Below are 12,889 nucleotides of genomic sequence, written 5' to 3' on the forward strand. Positions count from 1 at the left end.
AAATGTCTCCTTGATTCTTGTCAGTGGTTCGCCGGGAGAAGCGCAAGGGCTTCATTCCAGGGCTGCCGCAGAGCCGGCTTTGCCGGGCTGTAGGCAGCGCCCCCGGTCGGGGGTTGGCGGAGCGACACGCAGTGCGCGCAGACTGGGGGCGATTTCATTTCACAGCGCCGAAGGTCAGGCCTTGCACCAGCTGCTTCTGGCTGAACCAGCCGAACACCACGATCGGCGCGATGGCCATCAGCGAGGCGGCCGACAACTTGGCCCAGAACAGGCCTTCAGGGCTCGAGTACTGCGAGATCAGCGTGGCCAGCGTGCCCGCCTTGGCCGAAACCAGGTTGAGCGCCCAGAAAGCTTCGTTCCAGCTCAGCACCAGGCACAGCAGGCCGCAGGATGCGACACCGCCGACCGACAGCGGCATCACGACGTGGCGGAACTCCGTCCACAGGCTGGCGCCGTCCATGCGCGCCGCTTCGAGGATCTCGTTCGGAATGTCCTTGTAGCTCGTGTAGAGCATCCAGACCATGATCGGCAGGTTCGACAGCGTGAACACGATGGTCAGCGCGGTGAGCGAGTCCAGCATGCCGGCGGTTTGCGCCAGCACGTAGATCGGCACCAGCGCGCCGACCGCCGGCATCATCTTGGTCGACAGCATCCACATCAGGATGTCGCGCGTTCGCCTGGTGCGAAAGAACGCCATCGAGTACGCCGCGGGCGCCGCGATCAACAGGCCGAGGATGGTCGAGCCCACGCTCGTGATCAGCGAGTTGCGCGCGTACAGCAGGTAGTCGCTGCGGCGCTGCACCTCGGCGAAGTTCTCCATCGTCGGCTCGAAGACGAAGAGCGGCGGCACATGGATCGCCTGCAGTTCGGTCTTGAACGCAGTGAGGAACAGCCAGCCCAGCGGAAAGAACAGCAGCAGCGCCGCGGCCCAGGCGCCGAAGGTGCGCAGGACGGTGAACAACGAGTTGGGTTGCATGGTGAGTCCTTGCCGGTCAGTCGAGGTTCTTGCCGATGATGCGGACGAGAAAGGCCGCGACGATGTTGGCCAGGATCACCGCGAACAGCGCGCCGGCCGAGGCCACGCCCACGTCGAAGTTCATCAGCGACTGCTTGAAGATCATGTAGGTGAGGTTGGTGCTCGCATTGCCCGGCCCACCGTTGGTCGTGATCGCGATCTCGGCGAACACGCTGAGCAGAAAGATCATTTCGATCATGATCACCACGGCCATCGGACGGCCGAGGTGCGGAAGGGTCAGGTAGTAAAAGCGCTGCGGCGCCGTGGCACCGTCCATGCGCGCCGCTTCCATCTGCTCGCGGTCGAGCGACTGCAGCGACGTGATGAAAATCAGGCAGGCGAAGGGCAGCCATTGCCAGGCCACCATGATGATCACGGAGAACAGCGGCAGGTCGGTCAGCCAGTCGACCGGCTGGGCGCCGAAGAAGCGCCACAGGTCGGCCAGCACGCCGTAGATCGGGTTCATCATCATGTGCTTCCACAGCAACGCATTGACCGTGGGCATGACGAAGAAGGGCGAGATCAGCAGCACGCGCACGACGCCGCGGCCCGGGAACGGCTCGTTCACCAGCAGCGCCAGCAGCACGCCGAACACCACCGTGATCACGATCACGCTGCCGATCAGCTGCAGCGTGTTCCACACCGCCGGCCAGAAGTCGGGGTCGGTCACGAAGTAGTGGAAATTCTCGAGGCCCGCGAACGGATGTTCGCCGGGCTGCATGAGGTTGTAGTTCACGAACGAGAAGTACAACGTCATCAGAAGCGGCACGATCATCCAGAGGAAGAGCGTGAGCACGGCCGGCGCCATCAGCGCCCGAGGCAGGAGTCTATTCATGGCGGCAGTCCCCGTCAGCGATGGAAACATCCGGGCCGGCGCGCATCGGCGTGCCGGCCGGGAACCTCACCTCACTTGTAGTAACCGGCCTTCTTCATTTCGCGTTCCGCCGCGGTCTGGGCGGTCTTGAGCGCCTCGTCGACCGTCACCTTGCCCGCGAGCGCTGCGCTCATCTGCTGGCCCACGGCAACACCGATGGCCTGGAATTCCGGAATGGCTGCGTACTGCACGCCGACGTACGGCGACTTGGGCAGCGTGCTGTCGTTCGGGTTGGCCGAATCGATGGCCTTCTTTTCGGCATCGGCAAACTTGGCGACCTTCTGGAACTCGGGCGTCGCGTAGGTTGACTTGCGGGTGCCGGTGGGCACGGTGTTCCACCCCGTTTCCTTGGCGACCAGCTTGACGTAGTCCTTGGAGGTGGCCCACTTGATGAAGGTTTGCGCCGCGGCGTCCTTGGTCGAACTGGCGGGAATCGCGAGGTTCCAGGACCACAGCCAGTTGGCGCCCTTCGGCGTGACCGCAATGGGTGCCTGCGCGTAGGCCACCTTGTCGGCCACCTTCGACTGCTTTGGATCGGAGATGAACGAGGCGGCAATGGTCGCGTCCACCCACATCGCGCACTTGCCTTCGTTGAAGAGCGCAAGGTTCTCGTTGAAGCTGTTGGCCGACGCACCGGGCGGGCCGTAGTTCTTCATGATGTCGACGTAGAAGGTGATCGCGTCCTTCCACGGCTTGGTGTTGATCTGCGGCTTCCACTGCATGTCGAACCACTGGCCGCCGTGGGTGTTGACCAGGGTTGTCAGGAAGGCCATGTTGTCACCCCAGCCGGGCTTGCCGCGCAGGCACATGCCGTACACGCCGGCCTTCGGGTCGTGCGCCTTGGCGGCGAACTCCCTGACCTGGGCCCAGGTCGGCTGCTCCGCAATCTTGATGCCGGCCTTGTCGGCCAGATCCTTGCGGTACATCAGCATCGAGCTTTCGCCGTAGAACGGTGCGGCGAACAATTTGCCGTCGAGCGTCAGGCCGCTGCGAATGGCCGGCAGCAGGTCGTCCGTGTCATAGGCGGCGTCGGTGGCGATGGGCTTGAGCCAGCCCTTCTTCGACCAGATCGGCGTTTCGTAAAGCCCGATGGTCATCACGTCGAATTGGCCGCCCTTGGTGGCGATGTCGGTCGTCACGCGCTGGCGCAGCGTGCCTTCTTCCAGCGTGACCCACTTGAGCTTGATGTCCGGGTTGGCCTTCTCGAAGATGGGCGTGAGCTTCTGCATCTCGATCATGTGGCCGTTGTTCACGGTGGCGATGACGAGTTCGGTGGCGGCCTGTGCCAGGCCGGCGCCTGCGAGTGCGACAACGAGGCCGGCCTTGATAAAACGCTTCATGAAATGTCTCCTTGTAGGCAGCGACCGTGCTGTCGCCGTGGCCGGATTCTGGAGACTCATGGAAGCATTTTTGGTACTTCGTTTGTCAGTCTCAATACTTTCATGCACCAGTTGACTGGTGGATTCCCTAGCAGCGGCAATACAGGATGTAACCTCATTTTGCGATCGCGCATGAAAAAGGGCCGCAAGCTGCGGCCCTGGAGGCGGGGAAGGCGACGGGTCAGGCCGCCACTTCGCCGTGCGTGTTCGATTCGGTCGTGCCGGGCTGTACCCAGAAATAGATGAGGACGAGGATGCCGAGCAGCGGGATCAGCACGATCAACTGCAGCCAGCCCGACTTGCCGATGTCGTGCAGCCGACGCGCACCGACGGCCAGTGCCGGCAACAGAAGGGCCAGGCCAGCAATGGACGCGACGATGTCGCCGAGAAACGAGGCCACGATCGCGACGATGAACTGGAACAGGGAAAACCACCAGAACTCGGAGCGGCGTGCGCGACCGCTGAAGTCGACGTATTTGCTCAGGCAGACCTGAACCGCTTGCATGAAATTCATGTTAAACAACTCCTCTTGTTGGATCCCACGGGAAAACCCCGGGGCCATCATATCGAGGGGTTGTTCGGATTCGGCGACAAATCTGCGCGCTCAGCGCTGCCGCAGCCGCGCCAGCAGGCCCGCGGTCGACGCATCCAGGCCGTTGGCATCGCCGGACGCGAGCCGCGGCTCGATGTCTTTCGCGAGCACCTTGCCGAGCTCCACGCCCCACTGGTCGAAGCTGTTGATGCCCCACAGCGCGCCGCTGGTGAACACGCGGTGCTCGTACATCGCGAGGAAGGCGCCGAGCGCCTCGGGCGTGAGTTTTTCGAACACGAAGAAGCTGCTGGGGCGGTTCCCCGGAAAGTTCTTGTGGCCGCCGGCATCGGCCTTACCAACCATCAGCGCCTGCGCCTGCGCGATGCAGTTGGCCAGCAGCTTGGCATGGTGGCCCTCGAGATCGTGCGAGGCATCGCGCACCGCGACGAACTCCAGCGGCGTCACGTCGGTGCCCTGGTGCAGCATCTGGAAGTAGGCGTGCTGGCCGTTGGTGCCGGGTTCGCCCCACAGCACCGGCGAGGTGCCGTACGGCAGCGGCTTGCCGTCGATGTCGACCTGCTTGCCGTTGCTCTCCATCTCCAGTTGCTGCAGGTAAGCCGGCAGGCGCTTCAGGGCGCTGTGGTAGGGCGCAATGCTGCGCGTCGTGAAGCGGTGGAAGTTGCGGTACCAGACGTCGAGCAGGCCGAGCCGCACCGGCAGGTTCCGCTCGAGCGGTGCGGTGCGAAAGTGCTCGTCCATCGCGTGCGCACCAGCCAGCAGGCGCTTGAAGCCCTCGCAGCCGATCGCCAGCGCAATCGGCAGTCCGATCGCCGACCAGAGCGAATAGCGGCCGCCGACCCAGTCCCAGAAGCCGAAGGTGGTGTCGATGCCGAATTGCCTGGCCGCCTCGACGTTGGTGGTGAGCGCGGCAAAGTGGCGCGCGACATCGACGCTGCCCGACTGCTCGAACCAGCGCTTGGCCGAAAGCGCGTTGGTCATGGTCTCGGCCGTGGTGAAGGTCTTCGACGCGATCAGGAACAGCGTGTGCTCCGGCGCCAGCCCCTTGAGCACCCCGGCCAGTTCATGGCCGTCGACGTTCGAGACGAAATGAAAACGCTTGCCCGGCGCCACGAACTCGTCCAGCGCCAGCACCGCCATCTGGGGCCCGAGATCAGAGCCGCCGATGCCGATGTTGACCACGTCGGTGATCGTGTGGTCGCTGCGCACCCGCTCGGCATAGGCCAGCATCGCATCGAGTGTCTCCAGCACCTCGGGCGTGGCGGCCGGGCTGCGCAGCAGGGTGTGCAGCACGGCGCGATCCTCGGTGCTGTTGATGTGCTGGCCCGCGAACATCGCGTCGCGGTGCGCTTCGAGCCCGCATTCGCGCGCCAGCGTCATCAGCAGCGCCTCGGTCGGCGCGTCGATCAGGTTCTTCGACAGGTCGGCGAAGAGGTGCGGCGCCTCTTGGCTGAAAGCGGCAAAGCGGCCGGCATCGGCAGCGAAGGCGCGACGCAAATCGAAGCCGCGCCCCTCTCCGTCGTGGTGCGCCTGCAGTTGGGCCCAGCTCGGTACCCGGTCGCAGCGCGCGCTCATTGGCCGCCCATGAGCTTTTCGAGCTTGATCGCATCGGCGGCAAACGCGCGGATGCCCTCGGCCAGCTTCTCGGTGGCCATCGCGTCCTCGTTGAGCGCGAAGCGAAAGCCCGGTTCGTCGAAGCCGGCCTTCGGGATGCCCTGCGACTTGGCCGCCTTGGCATCGAGCGCGTGGGTCAGCGGTGCGTCACTGGCGGCCAGCTCGGCCAGCAGCTCGGGGCTGATCGTCAGCAGGTCGCAGCCCGCGAGCGCGGCGATCTGGCCGGTGTTGCGGAAGCTCGCACCCATCACTTCGGTGGCGATGCCGTGGTGCTTGTAGTAGTCGAAGATCTCGCGCACCGACTTGACGCCGGGGTCGTTGGCGCCGGCGTTGGCGGCCTCTTCCCACTTGGCACCTGCCGATTTCTTGTACCAGTCGTAGATGCGGCCGACAAACGGCGAGATCAGCTTGACGCCGGCCTCGCCGCAGGCCACTGCCTGAGCGAACGAGAACAGCAGCGTGAGGTTGCAGTGGATGCCCTTCTGCTCCAGCGCCTTCGCGGCCTGGATGCCTTCCCAGGTCGAGGCGACCTTGATCAGCAGCTGCTTTTCGGTGTCGACGCCTTCGGCGCGGTACATCGCGACGATGCGCTCGCCACGCGCGATGGTGGCGGCCGTGTCGAACGACAGGCGCGCGTCGACTTCTGTCGAGACACGGCCCGGCACCAGCGTCAGGATCTCGGTGCCGAAGCGCACCAGCAGCCGGTCGATCACCTCGTCGATCGGCTTGCCGGCGTGCTTTTTGACGGCCTCGTCGAGCAGCGGCCGGTATTCGGGCTTCTGCACGGCCTTGAGGATCAGCGACGGGTTGGTGGTCGCATCCTGCGGTTTGGAAGCACTGATCTGCTTGAAATCACCGGTGTCGGCGACGACGGTGGTCCACTGGCGAAGGGCATCGAGTTGGTTCATCGAAACATTATCTGACGGCGCTTTGACAGTTGCCTGTACGTTATTGCGTTGTCCCGGCTTGCGGTGCAGCTACGCCTGCAGGCTCAGGACACGTCGGTCTTGGGGTTGTCCTTCTCGGCGATCAGCTGGGCCAGCGCCTCGCCAGCGACGGCACACCCACCAGCGCTGCGGCGCACAGAAGTTTTTTCCTTCGACCCTCGCCTTTAAAAAAGAAAATGGCGCACCGGGCCGCGCGTGAGCATAGTGATGCCGCTGCGTATCGAGCATCCGTACAAGTACCATTAAAGTGACGGGCTGATTCAGCTTCCTACCACCACACGGATATCTTTCATGAGTTTCGACCTCGTTCTGTTCGGCGGCACCGGTGACCTCGCATGGCGCAAGCTCATGCCCGCGCTGTTTCAGGCCTTCCGCCACGGCAGCCTGCCCGAAGGCGGGCGGATCATCGGCGTGGCGCGCGACGACCTGTCTGACGACGAGTACCGCGCGTTGATCCAGTCGCGCTTCAAGGCGGTCGAAGGCGCCAAGCGCCCGACCGAGGAAGAGTTCAAGGCGTTCGCGTCGATGCTCTACTACCTGCGGCTCGACCTCTCGAAACCGGCCGACTATGCGCAGCTCGCCGACATGCTGAAGTCGCGCAACGCGGGCAACATCGTGATGTACGTGGCAACGGCGCCGGCACTCTTCACGCAAACGGTCGAGCAGATCGCCGCGGCCGGCCTGAACGGCCCGAACACCCGCATCGTGCTTGAAAAGCCGCTGGGCCACGACCTCGCATCGAACCGCGCGATCAACGAAGCGGTCGGCAAGGTGTTGCGCGAGAACCAGGTATTCCGCATCGACCACTACCTCGGCAAGCCCTCGGTGCAGAACCTGTTTGCGCTGCGCTTCGGCAACGCATTGTTCGAACCGATCTGGCGCCGCGAGCACATTGCCAACATCCAGATCACGATCGCGGAAGACCTCGGCGTCGAGAAGCGCGGCGCTTTTTACGACCAGACCGGCGCGTTGCGCGACATGGTGCAGAACCACGCACTGCAACTGGTCTGTGCAATTGCGATGGAGCCACCGATCAACTCGCACGCCGACGCGATCCGCGACGAGAAGCTGAAGGTGCTGCGCTCGCTGGCGCGCTGGACGCCCGAGACGCTGGGCCTGCAGGCGATCCGCGGCCAGTACACGGCGGGCACCGCCTATGGTGAACGCGTGCCGGGCTATCGGGACGAGCCCGGCGTCGACCCCGAGAGCCGCACCGAAACCTTCGTCGCGCTGCGCACCGAGATCGAGAACTGGCGCTGGGCCGGCGTGCCGATCTACATCCGCACCGGCAAGCGCCTGGCCTCGCGCGACGCGCGCATCGAGATCAATTTCCGTCCCACGCCGCACGCCATCTTTCGCACGCCTGCCGGCGTGGCGAACAGGCTGGTCATCAACCTGCAGCCGAAGGACGGGCTGGAGTTGCACTTGCTGGCACAGGCGCAGGATCAGCGCGTCACCACCAAAGGCGGCGTGCGCGGCGGCATGCTGCCACTGGCACCGGTGCAACTCGATCTCGACTTCGACAAGCGCTTCGGCACCGAGCGCGTTGGTGCCTACGAGCGGCTGCTGCTCGACGTGATCGACGGGCGCCTCAACCTGTTCGTGCGCAGCGACGAGCAGGAAGAAGCCTGGCGCTGGGTCGAGCCGCTGATCGACAGCTGGGGCACGGATGGCGGCCCGCGCCCTTATGCGGCCGGCACCTGGGGGCCGAGCGCGTCGAGCGCGATGATCGCCCGCGACGGCTTCGCCTGGGGCGAAGAACAATAGGCTCGCCCCCAGTCTGCGGCGCACTGCGTGTCGCCTTCGCCAACCCCCTGCCGGGGGCAACACCAGCGGCCCGGCGGAGCCGGTTCCGCGGTGTTCCATGACAGACAGCCGATTCGACCAGCTGGTTCGACCGCTGTTTGTTGGCAGCGCCGCTTAAATTCGGCGCTCTTCCACCGCGTGGCAGGCGACCTGGATGCCTTCGAAGTTCTGCAGCTTCGGCCGCTCGGCCGAGCAGCGTGCGTTGGCGTGCGGGCAGCGCGGATGGAACGCGCAGCCGGCCGGCGGTGACAGCGGGTTCGGCACCTCGCCCTGCACCGGCGTGCGGGCGCGGCCGGTCGCGTGCATCTGCGGAATCGCGTCGAGCAGCATGCGCGTATACGGGTGCCGCGGCGTGGCGAACAGCGTGCGCTTCTCGGCCACCTCGACCAGCCGGCCGAGGTACATCACGCCGACCTGGTCGCTCACGTGGCGCACCACCGCGAGGTTGTGCGAGATGAAGAGATAGGTCAGGCCGCGCTCGCGCTGCAGGTCTTTCATGATGTTGAGCACCTGCGCCTGCACACTCACGTCGAGCGCCGAGGTCGGCTCGTCGCACACCAGAAACTCGGGCGCGGTGGCGAGTGCGCGCGCGATCGAGATGCGCTGTCGTTGGCCTCCCGAGAACTGGTGCGGGTACTTCACCATGTCGAGCGGGCTCAGGCCGACCGAGCGCAGCAGTTCGCCGACGCGATCGCGCAGCGCGCCCTTGTCCATCGCGAGCCCGTGCTCGACCACCGGCTCGCCGACGATCGCCTCGACCGTCCAGCGCGGGTTCAGGCTCGCGTACGGATCCTGGAAGATCATCTGGATGCGCTGGCGCAACGCCCGACCGCGCGCCGAGGCGAAGGTGCTGTGCACGTCCTCGCCGGCAAAGTTCACATGGCCCCGGCTCGGGTTGTAGAGCCCGACCAGCAGCCGCGCCACGGTGCTCTTGCCGCAGCCGGATTCGCCGACCAGCGCCAGCGTCTGTCCGCGCGGAATGGTGAAGCTCACGCCGTCGACCGCATGCAGCAGCAACCGCGGCTGCCGCTCGATGACGCGGTTGAGCCAGGGGGCCGAGACGTCGAAGGTCTTGGCGATGTCGTGGGCGACGACCAGCGGCGCGGCGTCGGTGGCTGCCGCGGGGGCTGCGTTCTGAAGCACTGCGCTCATGCCACCACCCTCGCGCCATGCGTGGCATCGTGCAGCCAGCAGGCCGCGCTCGTGGCGCCGGCCGCGATCAGGTCGGGCCGCTCTTTCGTGCAGCGGTCGAAGGCGCGCGGGCAACGCGGGTTGTAGGCGCAACCGGTCGGAATCGCATTGAGGCGCGGCATCGCGCCGTCGATCTGGTTGAGGCGTTCGCGCTCGATCGTCATGTCGGGAATGGCTGCCATCAGGCCGCCGGTGTAGGGATGTGCCGGCGCATGGATCACCTCGTGCACCGGGCCGATTTCGGCCACGCGGCCTGCATACAGCACGGCCACGCGGTCGCAGGTCTCGGCGATGACGCCCATGTCGTGCGTGATCAGCATCACGGCCGCGCCACGCTCGTGGCACAGGCGCTTGAGCAGCGTGATGATCTGCGCCTGGATCGACACGTCGAGCGCGGTGGTGGGCTCGTCGGCCACGATCAGCGTGGGCTCGGCCGCGAGCGCAAGCGCAATTACGACGCGCTGGCGCATGCCGCCCGAAAACTGGTGCGGGTAGTGGTCGACGCGCTGCGCCGCCGCCGGAATGCCGGTGTCTTCAAGCAGGCCGATGGCACGCTTGCGCGCTTCGGCCTCGCTGACGGGCAGATGCGCGCGGATGGTTTCGGTGAGCTGCCGGCCGATCGTGTAGAGCGGGTTCAGCGAGGTCAGCGGATCCTGGAAGATCGCGCCGATGCGCCGGCCGCGGATGTGGCGCATCTGGGCATGGTTGAGGTGGTCGATGCGCTCGCCCTGCAGCAGGATCTGCCCGCTGGCGATGCGGCCGGGCGGCTCCAGCAGGCCGATGATGGCCGCGCCGGTGAGCGACTTGCCGGCACCCGATTCGCCCACCACGCCGAGGATTTCACCCGGCGCGATGGAAAACGAAATGTCGTCGAGCGCGCGCAGCGTGCCGCGCCGGCCCGGGAATTCGACAACGAGGTTCTGGACTTCCAGCAGTGGCCTCGACATTAGTGCAGCCTCGGATTCATGGCGTCGCGCAACCAGTCGCCAAGCAGGTTCACGCTCAGCGCAATCAGGACGAGTGCAGCGCCGGGGAACACGATGCTCCACCACTCTCCGGAAAAGAGGAACTGGTTGCCGTTGCTGATCAGGGTGCCCAGGGAGGGCGACGTCGACGGCACGCCGACACCCAGAAATGACAGGGTCGCCTCGGTGATGATCGCGGTCGCGACCTGCACCGTCGAGATCACGAACACCGGCCCCATGACGTTCGGCAGCACGTGCTTGCGCATGATGCGCAGCGGCGAGACGCCGGTGACCCGTGCGGCCTGCACGTATTCCTTGTTGCGCTCGACCAGCGTGGAACCCCGCACGGTGCGGGCGTAGTCGACCCATTTGGTGAGCGAGATGGCAAGGATCAGGACGCCGAAAGCGACCGTGTTGTGCGCATTGGGAAACAGCGCCCGGCCGACGCCGGCGATCAGCAACGCCACCAGAATCGCCGGGAACGACAGCACCACGTCGCACAGGCGCATCAGGAACGCATCGACCCAGCCGCCGCGGAAACCGGCCAGCAGCCCGAGCGTCACGCCCATCAGCATCGACAACAGAACCGAGACAAAACCAACGACCAGCGAGACGCGCGCGCCGTACATCAGGGCGGACACGATGTCGCGACCCTGGTCGTCGGTGCCCAGCAGGTATTTGCGCGAGCCCTCGGCCATCCAGGCGGGCGGCAGGCGTGCATCACTGAGCTCGAGGGTGGCGAGGTCGTAGGGGTTATGGGGTGCGATCCAGCCCGCGAAGGCGGCGCTGAACACGCAGATAAAAGCGATAACAGCCGCCGCAATCGCCATCGGCGAATTGCGGAAGCTGTGGCCGACATCGCTGTCGAGCCAACGGGCGAGTGTTTTTTTCATTCAGCCGACCCGGCACGCAGGGTGCGTGCCAGGGGGTGCGTCATCGTTATGGCTTGATGCTCATCCACTTGAAGAACATGAAGTTGTCGGCAAGCTGGGTCAGTTCGACCTTCTTGCTGACACCCCAGGCCAGCGACTGCTGGTGCAGCGGCAGATGGCCCACGTCGTCGGCATGCAGCGCAAACGCTTCCTTGATCAAGGCGTTGCGCTTGGTCTTGTCGGACTCGGATTGGATCTGCTTGGTCAGCGCATCGAGCTTGGGATTGCAGTAGGCGCCCAGGTTGAACTGGCCCGTGCCCTTGTCGTCGGGACAGGCAGTCAGCGAGCTCAGCGCGTTGTGCGAGTCGTAGGTGGTGGGGGTCCAGCCGAGCAGGTAGAAGCTGGTGTCGCGGCGCAGGATCTTGGGGAAGTACGTGCCCTTGGTCTCGGTCACCAGATTGATCTTGACGCCGATCCTGGCCAAATTCGCGGCGACGCTCTGGCAGATCTGGCCGTCATTCACGTAGCGGTCGTTCGGGCAGTTGAGCGAGACCTCGAAGCCCTGCGGATAGCCGGCATCGGCCAGCAGCTTCTTGGCGGCTTCGACATCGAAGGGCGGGCGCTTGTCCTGCTCGGCGTTCCAACCATTGATGCCAGGGCCGACCAGCAATGCGGTCGGGCGCGAGGCATCACGCATCACGGTGCGCTTGATGCCGTTGATGTCGATGGCCTGGTAGAAGGCCTGGCGCACGCGCTTGTCCTTGAACGGGTTCTTTCCCTTCACGCTCGAGTACAGCAGCTCGTCGCGCTTCTGATCCATGCCGAGGAAGATGGTGCGCAGCTCGGCACCGGCGATCACGCGGGCGCTGGCCGTGGCGTTGATGCGCGCGATGTCTTGCACCGGCACCGGTTCCATCACATCGATTTCACCCGACAGCAGCGCGGCCACGCGGGTCGACGGATTGGCGATCGGCGTGAAGATGATTTCCTGCGCGTTGCCTTCGATCTTGCCCCAGTAGGTGCCGTTGCGCGTGAACACGGTGCGCACATTGGGCTGGCGTTCGCGCACGCGGAACGGGCCGGTGCCGTTGGCCTTGAACGACGCGGTGTTCTCGATGCCCTTGCGGCGGTCGACCGGCATCGTGGCCTTGTTCTCCTCGCACCACTTCTTGCTCATGATCATGGTCAGCGAGATCACGTCGGGCAGGATCGGGAACGGGCCGGCGGTTTCGATCTCGATCGCCAGGTCGCCGACCTTGCGCACTTCCTTGATGTCGCTCAGCGTGGCCCGCAGGTCGGAGCCTTCGCCTTTGGCGCGCATGAAGCTGAACACCACGTCGTCGGCGGTGAACGGCGTGCCATCGTGGAACTGCACGCCCTTGCGCAGTTCGAAGCGCCAGACATTGGGCGAGGTCTGCTTCCAGCTGGTGGCCAGCAGCGGCGCAAGGCTCAGATCCTTGTTGCGCCCGACCAGGGTTTCATAGACGTTGGAGTCGACGCTGAGCTGCAGCGATTCGTTCAGCGAATGCGGATCCAGCGAGAGCGCATCGCCCTGGTTCGCGATCCGGATGGTCTGCGCGCTGGCCATCAGACTTGCAGTACTCAACGCAGCGAACAAGCTGGCCAACAGCACTTTTGACTTGAAACTCATGGGAGGCACTCCTCTTGGGGGTTGG

11 protein-coding genes are annotated in these 12,889 nt (G+C 65.1%); 1 reads left to right on the forward strand and 10 read right to left on the reverse strand.

Going from position 1 to position 12,889, the window contains the following annotated elements:
• Window positions 1–154: 154 nt before the first annotated feature.
• From ACSFA8_RS11870 to tal, 6 genes are all read right to left on the reverse strand, one after another.
• The gene (locus ACSFA8_RS11870; RefSeq protein WP_435479695.1) at window positions 155–976 is read right to left on the reverse strand and encodes a carbohydrate ABC transporter permease; all 822 of its coding nucleotides are present in this window, start codon (window positions 974–976) and stop codon (window positions 155–157) included.
• 16 nt (window positions 977–992) lie between these two features.
• Window positions 993–1,850, reverse strand: coding sequence for a carbohydrate ABC transporter permease (locus ACSFA8_RS11875; RefSeq protein WP_435479696.1), 858 nt, complete (start codon window positions 1,848–1,850; stop codon window positions 993–995).
• A gap of 71 nt (window positions 1,851–1,921) precedes the next feature.
• Window positions 1,922–3,229, reverse strand: a complete 1,308-nt coding sequence (locus tag ACSFA8_RS11880) for an ABC transporter substrate-binding protein (protein ID WP_435479697.1) — start codon at window positions 3,227–3,229, stop codon at window positions 1,922–1,924.
• Window positions 3,230–3,449: 220 nt separating this feature from the next.
• Window positions 3,450–3,782: a DUF805 domain-containing protein gene (locus ACSFA8_RS11885; protein WP_435479698.1), complete on the reverse strand. Its 333-nt coding sequence runs from the start codon at window positions 3,780–3,782 to the stop codon at window positions 3,450–3,452.
• A 90-nt stretch (window positions 3,783–3,872) separates the two neighbouring features.
• Window positions 3,873–5,393 (reverse strand): glucose-6-phosphate isomerase, encoded by a 1,521-nt coding sequence (gene pgi, locus ACSFA8_RS11890; RefSeq protein ID WP_435479699.1) that lies wholly within the window; start codon window positions 5,391–5,393, stop codon window positions 3,873–3,875.
• Window positions 5,390–6,340, reverse strand: a complete 951-nt coding sequence (gene tal / locus ACSFA8_RS11895; RefSeq protein WP_435479700.1) for a transaldolase — start codon at window positions 6,338–6,340, stop codon at window positions 5,390–5,392. The genes pgi and tal overlap by 4 nt, the downstream gene beginning before the upstream one ends.
• Before the next feature lie 330 nt (window positions 6,341–6,670).
• Here tal and zwf point away from each other — a divergent pair, with 330 nt between their 5' ends.
• Window positions 6,671–8,146, forward strand: coding sequence for a glucose-6-phosphate dehydrogenase (zwf, locus tag ACSFA8_RS11900; protein ID WP_435479701.1), 1,476 nt, complete (start codon window positions 6,671–6,673; stop codon window positions 8,144–8,146).
• A gap of 153 nt (window positions 8,147–8,299) precedes the next feature.
• Here the strand turns inward: zwf and ACSFA8_RS11905 are convergent, their stop codons facing one another.
• From ACSFA8_RS11905 to ACSFA8_RS11920, 4 genes are read right to left on the reverse strand one after another with little or no spacing between them, the layout of a single operon-like run.
• Window positions 8,300–9,337: an ABC transporter ATP-binding protein gene (locus ACSFA8_RS11905; protein WP_435479702.1), complete on the reverse strand. Its 1,038-nt coding sequence runs from the start codon at window positions 9,335–9,337 to the stop codon at window positions 8,300–8,302.
• Window positions 9,334–10,323, reverse strand: a complete 990-nt coding sequence (locus ACSFA8_RS11910) for an ABC transporter ATP-binding protein (RefSeq protein WP_435479703.1) — start codon at window positions 10,321–10,323, stop codon at window positions 9,334–9,336. Before ACSFA8_RS11910 ends, ACSFA8_RS11905 begins: the two co-directional genes overlap by 4 nt.
• Entirely contained in the window at window positions 10,323–11,234 is a 912-nt protein-coding gene (locus ACSFA8_RS11915; RefSeq protein ID WP_435479704.1) for an ABC transporter permease, read from the reverse strand. The genes ACSFA8_RS11910 and ACSFA8_RS11915 overlap by 1 nt, the downstream gene beginning before the upstream one ends.
• Before the next feature lie 46 nt (window positions 11,235–11,280).
• Window positions 11,281–12,864: an ABC transporter substrate-binding protein gene (locus tag ACSFA8_RS11920; RefSeq protein ID WP_435479705.1), complete on the reverse strand. Its 1,584-nt coding sequence runs from the start codon at window positions 12,862–12,864 to the stop codon at window positions 11,281–11,283.
• Window positions 12,865–12,889: the final 25 nt, after the last annotated feature.

The organism is Variovorax nitratireducens, from assembly GCF_051216545.1.
Lineage (GTDB): Bacteria > Pseudomonadota > Gammaproteobacteria > Burkholderiales > Burkholderiaceae_C > Variovorax.